This is a genomic window from Janthinobacterium sp. Ant5-2-1 (assembly GCF_001445815.1).
In the GTDB taxonomy this organism is placed as follows: domain Bacteria; phylum Pseudomonadota; class Gammaproteobacteria; order Burkholderiales; family Burkholderiaceae_D; genus Janthinobacterium; species Janthinobacterium lividum_E.
The window spans coordinates 71,603-90,701 of sequence record NZ_LNCE01000057.1; the positions used below are offsets into that span (position 1 = coordinate 71,603).

General features: G+C 59.1%; 17 protein-coding genes. 9 read left to right on the forward strand and 8 right to left on the reverse strand.

Annotated elements, in window-relative coordinates; genetic code table 11:
• Position 1: 1 nt before the first annotated feature.
• The 4 genes from ASN89_RS19055 to dnaA all read right to left on the reverse strand — a co-directional run bounded on the left by ASN89_RS19055 (position 2) and on the right by dnaA (position 8,751).
• On the reverse strand, positions 2-2,584 hold the full coding sequence (locus ASN89_RS19055; RefSeq protein ID WP_058050369.1) for a type I restriction-modification system subunit M: 2,583 nt from the start codon (positions 2,582-2,584) through the stop codon (positions 2-4).
• An 863-nt stretch (positions 2,585-3,447) separates the two neighbouring features.
• The gene (gene gyrB / locus ASN89_RS19060) at positions 3,448-5,946 is read right to left on the reverse strand and encodes a DNA topoisomerase (ATP-hydrolyzing) subunit B (RefSeq protein ID WP_058050370.1); all 2,499 of its coding nucleotides are present in this window, start codon (positions 5,944-5,946) and stop codon (positions 3,448-3,450) included.
• 153 nt (positions 5,947-6,099) lie between these two features.
• Complete coding sequence (gene dnaN / locus ASN89_RS19065; protein ID WP_034754341.1) at positions 6,100-7,206, reverse strand: DNA polymerase III subunit beta; 1,107 nt, start codon at positions 7,204-7,206, stop codon at positions 6,100-6,102.
• A gap of 150 nt (positions 7,207-7,356) precedes the next feature.
• Entirely contained in the window at positions 7,357-8,751 is a 1,395-nt protein-coding gene (gene dnaA / locus ASN89_RS19070) for a chromosomal replication initiator protein DnaA (protein ID WP_034754339.1), read from the reverse strand.
• A 513-nt stretch (positions 8,752-9,264) separates the two neighbouring features.
• Here dnaA and rpmH point away from each other — a divergent pair.
• The 7 genes from rpmH to ASN89_RS29185 all read left to right on the forward strand — a co-directional run bounded on the left by rpmH (position 9,265) and on the right by ASN89_RS29185 (position 13,909).
• A complete protein-coding gene (gene rpmH, locus ASN89_RS28290) occupies positions 9,265-9,399 on the forward strand; it encodes a 50S ribosomal protein L34 (protein ID WP_010401996.1) in 135 nt (44 codons plus the stop codon).
• 23 nt (positions 9,400-9,422) lie between these two features.
• Positions 9,423-9,860, forward strand: a complete 438-nt coding sequence (gene rnpA, locus ASN89_RS19075; RefSeq protein WP_099403828.1) for a ribonuclease P protein component — start codon at positions 9,423-9,425, stop codon at positions 9,858-9,860.
• Complete coding sequence (yidD, locus tag ASN89_RS19080; RefSeq protein ID WP_034754335.1) at positions 9,857-10,117, forward strand: membrane protein insertion efficiency factor YidD; 261 nt, start codon at positions 9,857-9,859, stop codon at positions 10,115-10,117. The genes rnpA and yidD overlap by 4 nt, the downstream gene beginning before the upstream one ends.
• Before the next feature lie 11 nt (positions 10,118-10,128).
• Positions 10,129-11,862: a membrane protein insertase YidC gene (yidC, locus tag ASN89_RS19085; protein ID WP_058050371.1), complete on the forward strand. Its 1,734-nt coding sequence runs from the start codon at positions 10,129-10,131 to the stop codon at positions 11,860-11,862.
• 62 nt (positions 11,863-11,924) lie between these two features.
• Positions 11,925-13,304, forward strand: coding sequence for a tRNA uridine-5-carboxymethylaminomethyl(34) synthesis GTPase MnmE (mnmE, locus tag ASN89_RS19090; protein WP_058050372.1), 1,380 nt, complete (start codon positions 11,925-11,927; stop codon positions 13,302-13,304).
• A gap of 9 nt (positions 13,305-13,313) precedes the next feature.
• Positions 13,314-13,619, forward strand: a complete 306-nt coding sequence (locus ASN89_RS19095; protein ID WP_058050373.1) for a hypothetical protein — start codon at positions 13,314-13,316, stop codon at positions 13,617-13,619.
• Between the two features lie 92 nt (positions 13,620-13,711).
• Complete coding sequence (locus tag ASN89_RS29185; protein ID WP_058050374.1) at positions 13,712-13,909, forward strand: hypothetical protein; 198 nt, start codon at positions 13,712-13,714, stop codon at positions 13,907-13,909.
• 18 nt (positions 13,910-13,927) lie between these two features.
• Here the strand turns inward: ASN89_RS29185 and ASN89_RS19105 are convergent, their stop codons facing one another.
• The gene (locus tag ASN89_RS19105) at positions 13,928-14,563 is read right to left on the reverse strand and encodes an Hpt domain-containing protein (RefSeq protein WP_046683269.1); all 636 of its coding nucleotides are present in this window, start codon (positions 14,561-14,563) and stop codon (positions 13,928-13,930) included.
• 95 nt (positions 14,564-14,658) lie between these two features.
• A complete protein-coding gene (locus ASN89_RS19110) occupies positions 14,659-15,609 on the reverse strand; it encodes a CAP domain-containing protein (protein ID WP_313902985.1) in 951 nt (316 codons plus the stop codon).
• Between the two features lie 270 nt (positions 15,610-15,879).
• Here ASN89_RS19110 and pssA point away from each other — a divergent pair, with 270 nt between their 5' ends.
• Positions 15,880-16,620, forward strand: coding sequence for a CDP-diacylglycerol--serine O-phosphatidyltransferase (pssA, locus tag ASN89_RS19115; protein ID WP_235502013.1), 741 nt, complete (start codon positions 15,880-15,882; stop codon positions 16,618-16,620).
• A gap of 2 nt (positions 16,621-16,622) precedes the next feature.
• Here the strand turns inward: pssA and ASN89_RS19120 are convergent, their stop codons facing one another.
• Both ASN89_RS19120 and ASN89_RS19125 read right to left on the reverse strand, forming a co-directional pair.
• On the reverse strand, positions 16,623-17,549 hold the full coding sequence (locus ASN89_RS19120) for an aldo/keto reductase (RefSeq protein WP_058050375.1): 927 nt from the start codon (positions 17,547-17,549) through the stop codon (positions 16,623-16,625).
• 53 nt (positions 17,550-17,602) lie between these two features.
• Complete coding sequence (locus ASN89_RS19125; protein ID WP_052755685.1) at positions 17,603-18,145, reverse strand: TetR/AcrR family transcriptional regulator; 543 nt, start codon at positions 18,143-18,145, stop codon at positions 17,603-17,605.
• A 251-nt stretch (positions 18,146-18,396) separates the two neighbouring features.
• Between ASN89_RS19125 and ASN89_RS19130 the strand changes: the two genes are divergently transcribed.
• The gene (locus ASN89_RS19130) at positions 18,397-19,089 is read left to right on the forward strand and encodes a gluconate 2-dehydrogenase subunit 3 family protein (RefSeq protein WP_058050376.1); all 693 of its coding nucleotides are present in this window, start codon (positions 18,397-18,399) and stop codon (positions 19,087-19,089) included.
• Positions 19,090-19,099 lie beyond the last annotated feature (10 nt).

Below are 19,099 nucleotides of genomic sequence, written 5' to 3' on the forward strand. Positions count from 1 at the left end.
GTTAGTTCTCCCCAAGTAAGGTTTTCAGTTCAGCAAGCCCTTTAAGGTCGAACTCATTTGCGTCCAGGTCCGCGATCATGCTCGCTAACTCGGTTTCAGTTTGCTGGATTTTGCGGGCGTTATCGGCGTAGGTAATGCGATACTTTTCCACAAGGGCTTCCAGTTTCTGGATCAATGCATCAATCTGCTGGTCGGGCAGGCGGTGGAGCTCGCCGATAAGAGGGGTGATCCATTTGCGTTCGAGGAGATCGTGCACCTGTGCGTCGCTTAGGCTTTCGATGGTCGATTTGGTTTTCAGGTGTAGGGCGGCGGCAGCTTGTTTGAGTGCAGCTTTAAGGGTTTTCTCATTGGCGAGCCAGTCGGCCACTTGGATGATTTTAGCCTCGTAAGTTTCGGGATCAAAGTCCCCTGTTTTTTTTGCCTCGGCAAGCAAAAGCTTTGCTTCCTTGGTGACTGCGGCGCTGACGAACTTATCGCCCGCATCGTTGACGGTGTCGGCGGATTTTTCCTCTTCGCTGAGGCTTTCGAGCGTTTCCTCAATGGCGGCGGTGATCTCGCCGACGCGGGTTTCCTTTTCGCGCAGGGCATCCAGTTCCTTCTTGAGGTAAGTCATCTGCACCAGATCGAAAGGCATGATGCGACCTTTCCAGCCATCTTGCACCTCGACGTCTTTGCCATCTTTCTTTCTGGTGACAAGATTCGGCTCGACCACACGGGATACATCAAAGCCTTCGGTCTGGAGGATTTCTAGGTCAATGGCGATGGCCTGCCAGTGATCGTCGAGGATTTGATAAGCGTGGTAGCGGTCAATGAGCGGCAGCGGAACGAGGCAGGCAAAGAGCTCCTCGCTGATGATCGCTTCCTGTCCGTGGACGTTGAGGGTGAGCATCTGAACCAGCAGCGTTTGGCGCAGCCAGGGACTGAAATCGGTAAACGCGGCGGAAAATTTTTCACCGAATTTTATTACTTCGGCATGTTCGCGGGTGGCGTGGGCAAGGTCTTCCACCAGTGGCGCCACGTAGGGCGTGCCGTTTTCCGCAAACAGGGCGGAGCGCAGGCGTGGGAATGCCTGCCAAAAGTCAGCCAAGGCATTTAACTCGCTCTGCGGAATGCCGCCGAACATAGAAGCATAGAGATCCCAACTTTCGGCGGACTCGGAAGAGTCCACATAGCGTGGGATGTTGAGGTTGTAGTCGTTTGCCTGAAGCTCGTTCTTTGGTACGAGGCGGCTGTAGTGCGGCACGCTGACCCTCCCGATCACGGTATCCGTGATTTTCTTGATATCGGAGGCGCGTAGTTTGTTGCTTTTCCCATCCTTGGCAAAGCCCTTGGAGGCATCCACGATGAGGACATCGCTGCTTTGCCGCTTCTGCCGAAGCACGAGGATGATAGTGGGAATACCGGTGCCAAAGAAGATATTGGCCGGCAGGCCGATGATGGTCTCGAGGTGGTTGTTTTCGAGCAGATTCCTACGGATTGCGCCCTCTTCTCCGCCGCGGAAGAGCACGCCGTGGGGCAGGACAATGGCCATGATGCCGTCCGGCTTAAGGTGGTAGAGGTCGTGTAGTAGAAAGGCATAGTCGGCCTTGGACTTGGGCGCGAGTCCGAAGCGGGCGTAGCGGGGATCGCTGTCCTTATGCACAGGGTCCCATTTTTGGGAATAAGGAGGATTCGAGACAACGGCGTCGAGGTAGAGTGGATCGTAAGTATTAACGGGGTCTTGATCGTCAAAGAACGGCCAATCGTCCTCCAGGGTATCAGCATTGCGGGTGACAATATTGGTTGGGAGGATGCCGCGCATGACGAGGTTCATGCGGGTGAGGTTATAGGTGTTTTCTTTCAGCTCCTGCGCGTAGTATCTAATGTTGTCCTTTTCCGCCATGTGCTTGGCGATGGACTGACCGATATTAAGAAGGAGCGAGCCGGAACCGCTGGTCGAGTCATAGATCTGTATGGTTTTTCTGTCCTTCACATGATGTGCGATGACCTCAGATATGAGGACGGAGACTTCGTGTGGGGTGTAGAACTCGCCGGCTTTCTTCCCTGCATTGGCAGCGAACATGCTGATTAGATACTCGTAGATGAAGCCGAGCACATCGTAGCCCTGGCGGCTGTCCATGGGTATGTCCTTAATGAGCTGAATTAGCTCACTGATGGCCTTAGTCTGCTTGGCTGCGGTGTCGCCGAGCTTGCTCAAGCCAGTTTCAAGGGTTTTGAAAATTCCCTCGAAAAGGCGCTTATGGTTCGGGTGAATCAGACGGCTAAAGGCAGAAAGCGCCTCGCGCACATGAGAGACATCGAAGTCACCTTTGTGCTCTACCCAGGTGGAAAACAGGTGCTGATAGGCGATGAAATAGCCGATGTTACTCTTGATGTGGTCAACGGTTTCGGTATCGCTTTCTGACAGGGCGCGCAGCTCTTCGTCGCTGAAGTCCTCACTTTTTGCGAAGCGCACCAGCTTATCAGAGAGGTATTTGTAAAAGATGAAGCCGAGGATGTAGTCCTTGTATTCATTTGCCTCGATTTTCGACCGCATTTGGTTTGCCGATTCCCAGATTTTGGCGGCGAGTTGTTGTTTGTTCATTCAGGAGACGCTTTAAAGTTTGCTACTAGCTTATCGATGAGGTCTTGCCCAGTTTACCTGCCATCCAGAGTGGATTTGAAGTATGCAAAACTGACGCAAAGTGTTGTTTTTGTTGACTATTAAATAGCTAAATTTTTATCGCTAACTATGATTTGTCCGTCGGCATCGGATATGGTGTGTGTTGTTAATAATGCCATTGGTGGTTTGTTTGGATGCAGCTTATCAACCATGCATACAATAGTAAAGTCCAGGGGACGCCATCGATGGACCTATAGACAGAAAGCTTAACAAGGACAATGCCAGATCGTTAATTATGATGGTATGGCATGAAGTCGGCTTAGCATAACCGGCTCGGTTGTATTCGTCGCCCCCACCCCCGCGAAGCTGCTCCGCGCTGACCCGCTTCTGCCAGTGGCACAGTTCGGGAACCACCGAATTATCCATTTACGAAAAGTACCCACATAAACTCGCCAACTTTCGGATTGACAGCTTGGAGAAGATATTTGAGCCGAGTACGTAGACCAAGATGAGATAGTGCAATCCGGGTAATTCTACCGTCGGTCACTAAGGCTTGCGAACTTGTTCAATGGCCGCTGCCGGAACTGTGACTACCGCTTCCTAGATCAGGTGCTCGACGATGATAGACGATGCTTTGTTTCGAGGGGGCTGCAGTTGTGAATGACGAGTGACGGATTAATCTTAACGATGTCCAACGTATATTTGGCCAGCCGTGAAAACTAGTTGAGTTTATTTCGGAATTTTCTAGGCCCGTAGACAAAAACGGCGGCCGTTTTGGGTGGCCGCCGATATTTCAAATTATGAGATTTATTTCATGTATTTTGAGATCCTACAGGGGCGCTGGCTTACACGTCAATATTCCCCGCGCGCAGCGCGTTGTTTTCAATGAAGGCGCGGCGTGGTTCCACGTCGTCGCCCATCAGGGTGGTGAAGATCTGGTCCGCCGCAATGGCGTCTTCGATCTGCACTTTCAGCAAGCGGCGTACGGTCGGGTCCATCGTCGTTTCCCACAGCTGGTCCGGGTTCATTTCGCCCAGACCTTTGTAGCGTTGTTTCGAAACCGTGCGTTCGGCTTCGTCGCGCAGCCATTGCATGGCCTGGTGGAAGTCGACCACGGCGATTTCCTTCATGCGCTCGCCTTCGCCGCGGCGGACAAACGCGCCTTCGCCGATCAGGCCTTCGAAGGTGGCGGCGCCGCTGCTTAGCACGGCGTAGTCCGGGCCTTGCACGAAGTCGGCGTCGATGGCGGTCACTTTGACGTTGCCGTGGTACATGCGCTCGATGTGCAGCTTGTGTTTTTCCGACAAATCGTCGGAACGCACGTGCACGCGCACGGCGCTGTCGTTGATGGCCGTCTGCAGGGCCAGGGCGGAGGTTTCCGCCAGGTCCAGGGTCGACAAGTCCAGCTGCACGCCCGTCATGATGGCCGTCAGGGCGGCGCGGTCGATGACGCGCGTCAGACGGGTCATGATGGTATTCGACAGGTTGAACTTGCGCACCAGTTCCGTCAGCGTGTCGCCGGAAATGCCTTCAGCGCCTTCGCGCGGCACCAGCACGGCCGTGTTCAGCGCCACGGTCATCATGTAGCTCGCTTCCTCGGCGTCATCTTTCAGATAGCGCTCGTCGCGGCCGGCCTTCACTTTGTACAGCGGCGGTTGCGCGATGTAGATGTGGCCGCGCTCGACCAGTTGCGGCATCTGGCGGTAGAACAGGGTCAGCAGCAGGGTACGGATGTGGGCGCCGTCGACGTCCGCATCGGTCATGATGATGATGCGGTGGTAGCGCAGTTTCTCGACGTTGAATTCGTCCGGTCCGATCGAGGTGCCGAGGGTAGCGATCAGTGTGGTGATCTGCTCCGACGACAGCATTTTTTCGAAACGGGCTTTTTCCACGTTCAAGACTTTACCGCGCAGCGGCAGGATCGCCTGGAACTTGCGGTCGCGCCCTTGTTTTGCCGAGCCACCTGCCGAGTCACCCTCGACGATGTACAGTTCGCACAGGGCGGGGTCTTTTTCCTGGCAGTCGGCCAGCTTGGCCGACAGGCCCAGGCCGTCCATGATGCCTTTGCGGCGCGTCAAATCGCGGGCCTTGCGGGCCGCTTCGCGGGCGCGCGCCGCTTCGACGATCTTGCCGCAAATGATCTTGGCGTCGTTCGGTTTTTCTTGCAGGTAGTCGGCTAGGGTCTTGGCGACGATCTCTTCGACCGGGCCGCGCACTTCGCTCGATACCAGCTTGTCTTTCGTCTGCGACGAGAATTTCGGTTCCGGCACTTTCACGGACAAGACGCAGGTCAAGCCTTCGCGCATGTCGTCGCCGTTGATTTCCACTTTCGCCTTTTTGGCGAACTCGTGTTCATCGATGTATTTGTTGATCACGCGTGTCATCGCCGCGCGCAAGCCCGTCAAGTGGGTGCCGCCGTCGCGTTGCGGAATGTTGTTCGTGAAGCACAGCACCTGTTCATTGTAGGCATCGTTCCACTGCATGGACACGTCGACCGAGATGTTCGTGTTCTGGTCCGACATGCGCTCGCCCGTGGCCTGGAAAATGGTCGGGTGCAAGACCGACTTGGCCTTGTTGATGTATTCGACGAAGCCGCGCGTGCCGCCTTCGAAGGCGAACACTTCTTCCTTGCCCGTGCGCTGGTCGGACAACTTGATGTTGACGCCATTGTTCAGGAAGGACAGTTCGCGGATGCGCTTGGCCAGGATTTCGTAGTGGAATTCCACGTGCGTGAAAATCTCTTCGTCGGCCCAGAAATGCACGTCGGTGCCGCGCTTGTCCGTTTCGCCGATGACACGGATCGGCGAGGTGGCGATGTCGCCCACCATGACGATCTGGCGGTCTTGCGGCACGCCGCGCACGAATTCCATGTGATGCACTTTGCCATCGCGGCGGATGGTCAGTTTCAGCAGTTTCGACAGGCCATTCACGCAGGACACGCCCACGCCGTGCAAACCGCCCGATACTTTATAGGAGTTCTGGTCGAACTTGCCGCCGGCGTGCAATTCGGTCATGACGATTTCCGCCGCCGAACGCTTCGGATCGTGCTTGTCGTCCATTTTCAGGCCGGTCGGCACGCCGCGGCCATTGTCGGTGATCGAGATCGAATTGTCGCTGTGGATGGTGACGTGGATTTCGGTGCAGTGGCCGGCCAGCGATTCATCGATGGAGTTGTCCAGCACTTCGAAAACCAGATGGTGCAAGCCGGTGCCGTCCGAGGTGTCGCCAATGTACATGCCCGGGCGTTTGCGTACGGCTTCCAGGCCTTCCAGGATCTGGATGGAGGCGGCGCCGTATTCTTCCGTTTTGGCCTGGATCGGGGTGTCTTGTGGATTCTCGGACATGGACTGCTTTCTCAAATAACGATTGCTGATTGATTCGGGGCTGCTGGCTGATGACCGTCTGTCGGGTTAGCCGGAACGGCGTAACCCGACAGACGGCGATTCAGCATGTCGGATTACGCTGCGCTCATCCGACCTACGTCATTGCTGTGGTCTTTAGATGCGCATCGGCATGACGACATACTTGAAGTCGGCATTGTCGGGGATGGAGATCAGGGCGGACGAGTTCGAATCACCGAGCGCGATGTTGACGTATTCGCATTTCAGGTTGTTCAGCACGTCCAGCAGATACGTCACGTTGAAGCCGATGTCGACGGAGTCGCCGCCGTAGTCGATTTCCAGCTCTTCGACGGCTTCTTCCTGGTCCGCATTGGTCGAGCTGATCTTCATGCTGCCCGGAGTGATGATGCAGCGCACGCCTTTGAACTTGTCGCTGGTCATGATGGCGGCGCGTTGCAGCGAGCGCAGCAGTTCATCGCGGCCGATGGTGAAGTCGTTTTTGTAGCCTTTTGGAATCACGCGCGTGTAGTCGGGGAACTTGCCTTCGACCAGCTTCGAGATCAGTTCGATGTCGGCAAAGGTCAGTTTCACCTGGTTGGCGGCGATGTCCAGCTGCACCGGCTCATCGTTCTCTTCCAGCAGACGCTGCAGTTCGATGATGGTCTTGCGCGGGATAATGACTTCCTGGCGCGCAAACGTCTGCTCGGTGGCGACCTGGCAAAACGCCAGACGGTGGCCGTCGGTGGCCACGGCGATGACATTGTTGCCATCCAAAACCAGCAACAAGCCGTTCAGGTAGTAGCGGATGTCTTGCTGCGCCATCGAGAAATGCACCATGTTGAACAGGTGCTTCAGCGTTTTTTGCGGCAGGGTGACGGACGCGTTGTAGCTTTCCGCCTGTTGCACGGTCGGGAACTCTTCCGCCGCCAAGGTTTGCAGGGCGAAGCGCGACTTGCCCGTTTGCACGGTCAGGCGCTTGTTCAGCAGGGTCATCGTGACGTCGCCCGATTCGGGCAGGGCGCGCAGGATGTCGAGCAGCTTGCGCGCGGCCACGGTGGTGCCGGTGACGTCCGCGCCGGAACCGATTTCCGCGTGCGTGGTGATCTGCACTTCGGTGTCGGTCGACAGGAAGGAGACATTTTCACCGTCTTTGCGGATGAGGATATTGGCCAGAATCGGCATAGTGTGCCGACGCTCGACAATACCGCTCACGATCTGCAGTGGCCGGAGAAGGGTATCTCGGGTGGTTTTGACCAATTGCATATTTATCCTCAATGTATAGGTTGAACAGTACGACGTTTAACGTATTAATTTAACAATTGTTACCATAGGGAGCCCCGACAGACCGGCTGCGGTGCCCTCCCAGATGATAAGGGTAAAGCACGTTTTGAGCCAGTCTTGCTCAAGCGGCGCTTAGCCTTTTAATGTTTGCTCCAGCACATGCAATTCATGGTTGCATTCCGGATTCTTGGTGCGGTCCAACGCGATCTTGCGCACGGCATGCAGCACCGTGGTGTGGTCGCGGCCGCCGAACAGCTCGCCGATCTCCGGCAGGCTCTTCTGTGTCAATTCCTTGGCCAGGTACATGGCGATCTGGCGCGGCCGGGCGATATTCGCGGGGCGGCGCTTCGAATACATGTCGGCAACCTTGATATTGAAGAAGTCAGCCACCGTTTTCTGGATGTTTTCCACGGAAATCTGGCGGTTCTGCACCGACAGCAAGTCCTTCAGGGCTTCCTTGACGATATCGATGGTGATGTCTTTGCCATGGAAGCGCGAGTACGCGAGGATCTTGCGCAGCGCGCCTTCCAGCTCGCGCACGTTCGAGCGCAAGTGCTTGGCGACAAAGAAGGCCACGTCGTCGGAGAAGGTCACGCCTTCCTGCTTGGCTTTTTTCAACAGAATCGCCACGCGCATTTCCAGCTCCGGCGGTTCGATGGCCACTGTCAGGCCCGAATCGAAGCGCGAGATCAGGCGGTCGTCCATGCCCGTGATTTCCTTCGGGTACGTATCCGAGGTGATGATGATCTGTTTCTTTGCTGCAATTAACGCCTCGAACGCATAGAAGAACTCTTCCTGCGTGCGGCTTTTGCCGCCAAAGAACTGGATATCATCGATCAGCAGCATGTCGAGCGAGTGATAGTAGTGCTTGAAATCGTCGAAACCCTTGCGCTGGTAAGCGGTCACTACGTCGCGAACGTACTGTTCCGCGTGGATGTAGCGAATTTTTGCGCCCGGATTGTCGGCCATCACCTGGTTGCCGATGGCGTGGATCAAGTGGGTTTTACCCAGGCCGACGCCGCCGTAGAAGAACAGCGGGTTATAGGACACGCCCGGATTGTTCGCCACCTGGATGGCGGCGGCGCGCGCCAACTGGTTGGCCTTACCGGTCACAAAACTGTCGAAGGTCAGGTCGGTGTTGATGCGGCTCTGCTCGCGGCGCGGCGCGGCGCCGATGCTCAGTTCCGGCACGCTGGGCTGCGGCTCCGCGGCGCGCGCGCTGGGCGCGCCGCCATTCGGATCGCTGGCCGGGGTGCTGGCGGCAACGGGCTTCTTCGGCAAGGCCAGGCGCGGGTCGAGCACGAACTGCACTTCCGTCGGCGCTTCGAAGTACTGAATGGCCAGGGCAGTGATGCGGCTGGCGAACTGGGTCTTGACCCAATCGAGCTTGAAGCGATTGGGCGCAGCAATGCGTAGCTTGCCCTCTTCGTAATCGAGAGGGATAAGCGGTTTGATCCACGCACTGAATTGTTGCGGTGTCAGCTCCAGTTCCAACTGCGCGGAACAGGCCTGCCAGAAATTATCCATGTATGTCTATGTGAAAAGGTGTGGGAGGGCGTATCGATTCTGCCCTGCGTTCACCGTGTTGCAAGGCCGGCGTCGCGCGAGGGCTCGCCACACGTAACGCGCTATTCTACTCCCGACTGACAAAGTTATCCACAGGCACGACGCTTATTTTTCTATGGCGGGGTGGGGCGCCGTGTGCATAAGAGGCGACTTATCCCCCGGTTATCCCGTCACAAGCAGTGCTGGCGCGGCCTGTGGCGGGGCCTTGCAAGCAGATGGGGGCCGGCGCGCAAATTTCCAGGCGATCACGGCAATCCTTGACAAGAGGGGGGCATATGCTGAATAATTCAGGGTTCCCCGCCCGTATTCCGTGTTTATTCATTTGGAACGACAATATGGACTAAGCGTGGATTAAGCGGGCGATGAGATTGGCCAGCTTGTGCCTTGGCATAAGTGCGCGATTGTCATTGGCACCAAAAACTGACGGGACGTCAGACCCGATTTTGCATTTTTTTTGTTTTTAGCGAGACCAACATGAAACGTACTTACCAACCTTCCGTCGTTCGCCGCAAGCGTACGCACGGCTTCCGCGCTCGTATGGCTACCCGTGGTGGCCGTGATGTGCTCAACGCACGTCGCGCAAAGGGCCGCAAACGTCTGGCCGTCTAGGCTTGTCGTTGACAGCTGATCGCGTGGCTAGCTGTACTCCAGTCGGCAATCAACGCGAAGGTTCACACGACTTCGCGCGCGTTCGGCGTATCGTTAAAACGGATGAATTTTCATCCGTTTTTCGTTTGCGCCCTTCGCAAAAAACAGCGCATTTTGTGCTGTACACCCGACACAATCAATTGCCGCATGCGCGGCTGGGCGTCGTTGTGGCGAAGCGTTTCGCGCCGCGCGCGGCGACCCGCAACACGATCAAGCGCGTCACGCGCGAGCTGTTTCGCAACAGCGCGATGCCGCCGGTCGACTGCGTGGTGCGTTTGTCGCGCGCCGTCAACAGCAAGGATGGCCCGGCCACCACGACCAAGCTCAAAGCCGAGCTGCGTGAAGAGTTGAGCCGCCTGTTCGCGGCGCAAATCGCCGCCCAGGCCCGTTCTGTTGCTGCGCCACCACCATCCGCGCCATGAAAACCCTGCTGCTGTTCCTGCTGCGCGCTTATCAGTTGCTGATCAGCCCCATGCTGGGACAGAATTGCCGTTTCTATCCGAGCTGTTCGCATTACGCGATGGAAGCGCTGCGCGTGCACGGTACGGCCAAGGGCAGCCTGCTGGCTGCCAAGCGCCTGTGCCGTTGCCACCCCTGGAATGAAGGGGGCGTCGACCCGGTGCCGCCGGCCGATGGCAAACAATCTTCAACGACCGCTTGCGGTTGCAACCACTCCTGACAAATACCCTAATGGATATCAATAAACGTACCATCCTGTGGATCGTGTTTTCCGTCTCGCTGGTAATTCTCTGGAACGAATGGATGATCTCGAACGGCAAGCCGTCGATGTTCTCCGCGAACACGGAACAAACCGCCAAGGCGCCTGTCACCCCGGCCAAGACGGACGCCCTGGCTGCCGCGGCTGCCGGCGCGACCGCCGTGCCTGGCGAAGCGACCGATCCCGCCGCGTTCAAGCGCGAAGTGATTACCATCACCACCGACGTCATCAAGGTCGACATCGACACCCTGGGCGGCCAGGTCAAGCGTCTGGAATTGCTGAAGTTCAAGGGCGCGGGCAATCCGGGCTGGTTCGGCGGCTGCTTCGGCCTGTTCAAATGGTGCCAGCCTGACGAAGGCAAGCAAAACGAAGTGCTGTTCGACGAAGGCGCGAACCACACCTACCTGGCGCAGTCGGGCCTGGTCGGCGGTCCTTTCCCTACCCACGCGAGCGGTTTTACCGTGCAGCCTGGCGTGCGCACTATCGGTGACGGCAAGCAAGTGCAACTGGTGATGGAAGCGGTCGAAGGCGGCGTCAAGCTGACCAAGACGTTTACGTTCAAACGCGGCGACTACGTCATCGACGTGCGCCACGACGTGGCCAACATGGGCGCGGCCCCTGTCACGCCACAGTTGTATCTGCAACTGACGCATGACGGCAACAAGCCGGTCGGCGATTCGTTCTTCAACAGCAGCTTCACGGGCCCGACCCTGTACACGCCGCAAGACAAGTACCAGAAGCTGACGTTCGAGAAAATCGAAAAAGCGGCCGTGGAAGACGAGAAGAAGGGCAACGACAACGCCATGAAGGGCCTGCATCCGGCCACGGCGAATGGCGGCTGGTTTGCGATTTCGCAGCACTTCTTCGTGTCGGCCTTCGTTCCGCCTGAGAACGCCAAGCGCGACATCTTCACGAAAAAGCTCGGCACCAACTTGTACGCGATCGGCAACGTGCTGCCGTTGCCGACCCTGGCGCCAGGCGCCTCGGCCAGCATGGACAGCAAGCTGTATTCGGGTCCGCAAATCGCGCACTTGCTGGAATCGGTATCGCCTGGCCTGGAACTGGTCAAGGATTACGGCTGGCTGACCATCATCGCCAAGCCGATCTTCTGGGTCATGGAACACATCCACAGCGTGCTGGGCAACTGGGGCTGGACCATCATCGCCTTCACGATCCTGATCAAGCTGGCCTTCTTCCCGCTGTCGGCCGCCGGCTACCGCAGCATGGCCAAGATGAAACTGGTCACGCCGAAGATGCAAGCGATTCGCGAGCGCTACAAAGGCGATCCGCAAAAGATGAACCAGGCCACGATGGAGCTGTACAAGACGGAAAAGATCAATCCGCTGGGCGGCTGCCTGCCGATCCTGATCCAGATGCCCGTCTTTATCGCCCTGTACTGGGTGCTGAACGCATCCGTGGAAATCCGCGGCGCGCCATGGATCGGCTGGATCACCGACCTGGCCCAGCATGACCCATGGTGCATCCTGCCAGTGCTGTACGCGATCTCGATGTACATCACGACCAAGCTGAACCCGGCTCCGGCCGATCCGATGCAAGCGAAGATGATGCTGTTCATGCCACTGGCATTCTCGGTGATGTTCTTCTTCTTCCCGTCGGGCTTGGTACTCTACTGGGTCGTCAACAACGTCCTGTCGATCGGCCAGCAATGGGTGATCACCAAAAAATACGCGCCTGCCGCCAAGTAATTCCGGCCAGCGAACAGAAAGCCCGCCTCGCGCGGGCTTTTTTTTCATCTACAATATCCCCCATGAAACTCGACTCTTCCCCTATCGCCGCCATCGCCACCGCTCCCGGTCGCGGCGGCATCGGCGTGGTACGCGCCTCCGGCAAAAACCTCGCTCCTTTAATGACGACCCTGTTCGGCGCGCAGCAACTCAAACCGCGTCACGCCACCTATCTGCCATTCACGGAAAGCGATGGCAGCATCATCGACCAGGGCATCGCCATCCACTTCAAGGGTCCGCATTCGTACACGGGCGAAGATGTGCTGGAATTGCAGGGCCACGGCGGCCCCATCGTGCTGCAGCTGCTGCTGGCGCGCGTGCTGGAAGCGGGCAAGGACAGCGGCTTGCGCCTGGCCGAACCGGGCGAATTCACGCGCCGCGCTTTTCTCAATGACAAGCTGGACCTGGCGCAAGCGGAAGCCGTGGCCGACCTGATCGACGCGTCCACGGAAGCGGCGGCCAAGTCCGCCTCGCAATCGCTGTCGGGCGCGTTCTCGAACACCATCCACGCGCTGGTGGAACAGGTGACGGGGCTGCGCATGCTGGTCGAAGCGACCCTGGATTTCCCGGAAGAGGAAATCGACTTCCTGGAAAAATCGAATGCGCGCGGCCAATTGAAAGCCGTGATCGAAGCGTTGAATAAAGTGTTTGCGCAGGCGGCGCAGGGCGCGCTGCTGCGCGAAGGCTTGAACGTGGTGCTGGCCGGCCAGCCGAACGTCGGTAAATCGTCGCTGCTGAATGCGCTGGCGGGCGCCGACGTGGCCATCGTCACGCCGATCGCCGGTACCACGCGCGACAAGGTCAGCGAAACCATCCAGATCGAAGGCATTCCGCTCAACATCATCGACACGGCCGGTATCCGCAGCGCGGGCGACACCGTCGACGCCGTCGAGCGCATCGGCATCGAACGCACCTGGGGAGAAATTGGCAAGGCGGACGTGATTCTGCACTTGCTGGACGCCGACCACGGCCCGACCCTGGCCGATGAAACCATCGTCGCCGCCTTCCCCGAAGGCGTGCCCGTGGTGCGCGTGTGGAACAAGATTGATCTCTCTGGCCACAAGCCCGGCGTCGACAGCATGCCGGACGCCACCCACGTGTATCTGTCGGCGCACGAGCACATCGGCATCGACCTTTTGCGCGCCGAGCTGCTGCGCATCGCCGGCTGGCAGCAGACGGGTGAATCGCTGTACCTGGCGCGCGAACGCCATTTGATCGCCTTGAAATCGGCCGGCAAGCATCTGGATATCGCCGCCGCGCACGCGGCGCAGGACGACCAGTCGCTCGACCTGTTCGCCGAAGAACTGCGCTTGGCGCAGGTGCAACTGTCGAGCATCACGGGCGAGTTTTCGCCTGACGATCTGCTGGGCGTGATCTTCAGCCGTTTCTGCATCGGCAAATAAGGAGGTTCGATGAAGCTTGTGCTCGCTTTTGTGTTCGCCTGCCTGCCCCTGCTGGCTGGCGCGCAGGAAAAACTGCCGAAGGATGTGGCGAAGTTCGTTGAGCATGCGCAAACGTGCGAGCATTTTGCCGGCGAATGGGATGATAACGACAAGGCGCGCCAGCGCGAGATCATCGCAGCCGTGGACGATGCCTGCGGCCAGGCGCAGCGGCAATGGAAGCGGCTGTCCGCCAAGTACGCGGGACAGCCGAAGCTGCAGAAACTCATCGACGAACAGGCCAATGACGCCGTGCGCAGCTACCGGAAGCCAGGCTAGCATCTGCCCCGTTGAGAATTATCATGAAGTCCAAACTGCGCTGACGTAATCTTGCTGAGCGGCCTTGAAGTGCCGCTAGGAAAGGAAGCGCCATGGACAGCGAACAGCCGGAAGTCGTGGAAAGCGGGGGAGTGGTGGCGCCGCCATTGCCTTCCCTGCCGCAATTGATCGCAGCGCTGCCGCCGAAAGGCGCATGTTGGTACTGCGACAAGCCGCTCGATGCCGTGCGTCGTTTCTGTTGCAAAAGTTGTTGCGTGGCGTATGCGGAAGAGGCGCAATACAACAACTGAGCGGCAGCGGGCTGAGCGCTAGCGGCGCCGCAGCAGGGCCGCCAGGGCGCCGTCGAAATCGAACTCGTGCGCGGCGGCCGCCACTTCCTGGTAGACGTTCACGCCCAGGCTGGCCGCGAGCAGGCTGGCCGAGTTTTCCAGGATGTCGATGGCCGCGCCGTCGCCTTCGCGCAGATGGCTGGCCAAGCGCGCCAGCAGCAGCTGGATGGCGGGCGCGGCCGGGTCGGGCGCCACGTCCTGCGCCGCCGTGTGGTTTGCTTCCGGCGTGCCCAGCATGCTGCTGACCGCGCCGAGCAATTGATCTTGCGCCAGTTCCAGTTGCAGCATCTGCTGGGCCAGGTCGGGCGCCTGTGCGCGTAGTGCCGATTCGAGGGTAGCCGACAGGCCATGCACGTGGCGCGCACCGATCATGCCGGCGGCGCCTTTCAGGGTATGCGCCTTCAGGCGCGCGGAAGCGTAGTTGCCCGCGTCGAATTCGGCGCGGATCTGGCATGGCGTGGTGCCGTGGTCGTGCAGGAAGCGGCGCAGGATTTTCAGGTACAGGATGCGGTCGCCCATGATGCGGCCCAGTCCGTTCTCGACATCGAGAATACGGACCATGTCGGATGCCGCAACGGCGGCATCATCATCGCAAGTGGCGTGTGGTTTCAGCATGCTGTGCAGAGCGCCCCAAAACTTGTCAATGTCAGTAAAGCTGGAACCGCTATTTTACATCCAGTCATCCTCGACGCTGCGCCCGCTTGGCATGCTTAGCGCGTCGTGAATGACCAGCTGTGCGTGACGTCCGCGCCATTGACTTTGCCGATGAAACTCACGTCATAGCTGGCGTTCGCATTCAAGGGCGCCAGCGGGATGATGGACGCGGCCGAGACCGGCGTATGCACATCGTTGCTGCTGGTGAGCAGGCGCGCCGCCAGGTCCGTGGCGGTGCCGCGCTGGCGCACACTGAATGCCGTCACGCTGACGGGCGTGCCGTAGTTGGCATGCACGCTGATCGGGTAGCCGACCACATCCTGATTCGGCACGGGATCGGGCGATTCGTTATCGCTGGAAAAACTGACGGCCACTTTCTGTTGTCCGCTGAACGGATAGGTAACGATCTGTCCCGCCGCCAGCCCGGGGCCATAGCTGCGGTTGCCGGCCAGGTCGGTGGTGAAATAGGCATAGCCGGCGCCGCTGACGGCCGCACCCGCGCCACCTTCCTTGAACAGCGGTTCGAAAATGACGAAGCGGTGATAGATGGCCGTGACCAGTTCTTCGGCCAGGTAAAAGCCGGACGTGTTGCTCGCGCCGGCGATGACTTCGCCCTGCAGCGACGTGACGACGTAGCCGGCCTTGGCCAGTCGGTCGCCCAGTTTGACGCCCGTAAAGCCGGGCTTGCCCTGCACCTGTTCGTGCGCCACCGTATTGTTGAGATTGAGATAGCTGGAATGGCCCAGGGCCGCGCTGTCGATCTGGCTGTTGCGCGCCAGTGGCGACAGGCCGATCTGGCTGCGCCGGTAGTTGAACCAGTTAAAGCCATCGGTGGCAATATTGTTGCTGAGGACGGGAGCGCCCGGCTCCTGTGTCAGCTGCCCGGCCGGGGTCGAGGTGCTCAGCGACGTATTGCCGCCGCTGTCGCCGCCGCCGCAGGCGCTCAGCAGTGCTGCACTCAGCAGGGTAGGTATCCAGTATTTCCAACGCAGTGACGAGGCAATCAAGTTGGCTCCTGTAGAGGTAGACGGACGGCGGTGGGGCCAGCGTGCTGTCCTGTAAAACGATTCTAAGGTATTTTGATACCTTGTAGCGCATTCATGAAAAGATATGTGGCGCGCTCGTGCGCGGACGGTGCCGCAGCTGCGCAGGGTAGAATGAGCGTAGCGCAGCGTTTGCCGCTGCATTGCCTTACTTCCGATTTTTTTTGATTGCCCATACATTTGAACACCTTGCCCAAGTCGCGCCTGCAGCGCGCCAAATACGCCTTGCCCAGCATGGTGACTTTGCTTTCGATAGCCTGCGGTTTTGCCAGCATCGTCATTTCCGTCGACAATGCCGCCGTGGGCGACGCGGATGCCTACCGCCTGGCGGCGGCGCTGCTGGTGCTGGCCGGCGTGTTCGATGCGCTCGACGGCTATGTCGCGCGCCTGACGAACACCAGTTCGCAGTTCGGCATGCAGCTTGACTCCATCGCCGACGTGATGAATTTCGGCTGCGCCCCGGCCGTCCTGTTGTATTGCTACGGCTTCGTGCAGATGGGCGTGCACGATCCGCTGCTGCTGCGCTTTGGCGGCATGGCCAGCTTCTTTTTTGTTGCCTGCGGCGCGATGCGCCTGGCGCGCTTCAATGTGAACGTGGGGCGCACGGATCCCCTGTATTTCGTCGGTATGCCGATCACTGCCGGGGCCGCTTGCGTGGCGGCCGTGGTGGTGGCCTGGCCGGCGCCCATCGATTCCATGCTGCACAGCTACCTGCTGATGCTGCTGCTCGTGGGCGTGGGCAGCCTGATGGTGTCGACCTTGCGCTTCCCCAGCTCCAAGCAAAAGAAAAGCCTGGCCGCGCTGCTGGTGCTGATCGTCGCCATCGCCCTGCTCGTGTGGTTGAAAACGAGTTTCTTTGCACTGTTCTTCGCCGTCTACATCGCCGCCACCCTGGCGTTGAATCTGGCGTGGTACCTGGGCTGGCGCGGTATTGCGCTGCCGCAGGTATTCAATGACCCCGACGAGATCGATTAATCTCAGGCCACCTCGTGCCCGCGCGCGGCGCGCAGGATGGCGAACCAGTCGCTGCGGCTGAGCGTAAATTGCGTGCCTTCCACGGCCACGCCCACTGCTTCGATGCGGCCCGTGCCCGTCAGCGGCAGGGGGCGGCATGGCAGTTGCATGATCCAGGCAAACACGACGCTGGCAAACGGACGCTGCAGCTGGTCCGCGATCTGCTTGATGACATTGCGCAAGTTCTCCACATTCGCATCGCCACCCTGGAACAGCCTGCCGCCCGCCAGCGGCGACCAGATCATCGGCGCCACTTTCAGATCCTGCAAGCCGTCGAAGGTTTCGTCGAACAGGGGCGCCACGTGCAGCGGCGAAAATTCCACCTGGTTCGTCACCAATGGAAAACGCCGGTGCAGGCATTCGAACTGGTGGCGGCTGAAGTTGGACACGCCAAAGTGCAGGACCTTGCCCGCTTGCTTGAGCTGGGTAAACGCTCCGGCGATCTCGTCGAAATCCATCAGCGGGTCGGGACGGTGGATCAGCAGCAAGTCCAGGCGGTCCGTCTGCAACTGGTGCAAGGTGTGTTCCACGGAACTGGTGATGTGCGCCGCGCTCGTGTCGTAATGCTGGATGGCATGGCCAGGACGGTGCGGCGACAGCAGCTTGATGCCGCATTTGCTGACCAGCTCCATCTTGTCGCGCAAGCCCGGCTGCAGGGCCAGCGCTTCGCCAAATAAACCTTCGGCACTGTAATCGCCATAGATATCGGCATGGTCGAAGCTCGATACGCCCAGCGCCAGGCATTGCTCGATGAAGGCCAGGCGCTGCTGCGCCGACATATTCCACTCGCCGATGCGCCACATGCCGGCGACGATGCGCGACAGTTCGGGACCGTTGCTGCTCAAACGGCTGCGCGGCGCTTGCAGGCTGGCGGGAAATACATGGCTCATGGGCTGGCTTTCTGGTGGTGGCGAAGAAGGTGACGCCACGATTATATCCAGTGCTACAGCATGCTGCGAATAAAGCGGCAGCAACGCTCCTGCAGGGCATCGTCGAGCTGGCCGCCCAGTTGCATCTGATACACGAGCGCCGACTGCAGCATGAAGGCAAACAGGCGCAGGTCGAGGTCGGCGCGCACGCCGATGTCGACCAGGCGCTGCACCACCAGGGTGATCCACGGCGCGACGATCTGCTCGCGAAAACGCAGCTGCGCCGCCGCATCATTGTGGATCAGCACCAGTAAGTCGCACGTGAAGCGGCCATCGGCGTTCAGGTTGTCGAAGATGCGCGCGCAGATCGCCTCGATTTCCTGACCGTCCGGCATGTCGAGCGCGCGCTGCAGCTTTTCCGCCGTGCGCTTGACGAGCGCGTCGAGCAGCATGTCCTCGCGGCGCGGCCAGCGCCGGTAGATCGTCTGGCGCCCCACGCTGGCAGCGTCGGCCACCATCTGTATCGTCACGGCGTCGAGCCCATGCTGGCGCACCAGCATGACGATGGCTTCCAATACCGCATCTTCCACGCCCGCCTTGCGCGGGCGGCCACGCATTGCTGCCTCTTTTTTAATCACGTCTGCCCTGTCTCTGAATGTTTCTTTTAATTATGGTACGATGCGCACCGTAAATGCAAAGCAACTGCTTGTCAATCATGTTGGTCAATTAACCGGCAGGTTGATGCACCGCGCCGCGATACTCAAGTCATCTCTACGTGAAATCTGCAATCTCAGCGGCGCGTGCCCGTATTTTCTTTCTGACTTCCACATCCATCACTGTGGCGGCTCGTGCCGCCTGAGGAAAACCTATGAAAATCATCGGGATTTCGCCCCATCGGCGCAACTTCCTGCGCAAGGCCGTTGGCGCCGCGCCTGCCGTGGCCTTGCTGGCCGGCGCCGGCGGCGGCCTGGCCATGGCCGTCTCCAAGGACCAGCCTGCTTACAAACCGCGCTTTTTCAACGCCACCGAATGGGCCACCTTGAGTGCGCTGGTCGACCGCCTGATCCCTGCCGACGCCGAAGGTCCGGGCGCGCTGGAATCGGGCGCGCATGAATTCATCGACGCGCAGATGAACACGCCTTACGCGTATGGCGCGTTGTGGTACATGCAGGGACCGTTCGTGCCATCGATCGAACAGTTCGGCTACCAGTTCCACATGGCGCCGCGCGAGCTGTACCAGAGCGCCTTGGCCGGCGTCAACGCGGCCGTGCAGAAACAGTCCGGCAAGCCTTTCGTGCAGTTGAACGCGGCCGAGCGCGATGCCGTCATCACGCAATTGCAAAAAGGGACCTTGGACATTGGCGCAGTGCCGTCGAAAGTCTTCTTCAACCAGCTGCTGCAAAATACGCGCGAAGGCTATTTTTGCGATCCCGTGCACGGCGGCAACAAGGACATGCTGGCCTGGAAGATGGTGGGATTCCCCGGCGCGCGCGCCGACTACATGGATTGGGTGGAACAGTATGGCAAGAAGTACCCGCTGCCTCCCGTATCCATCGCGTAAAACTTTTTGT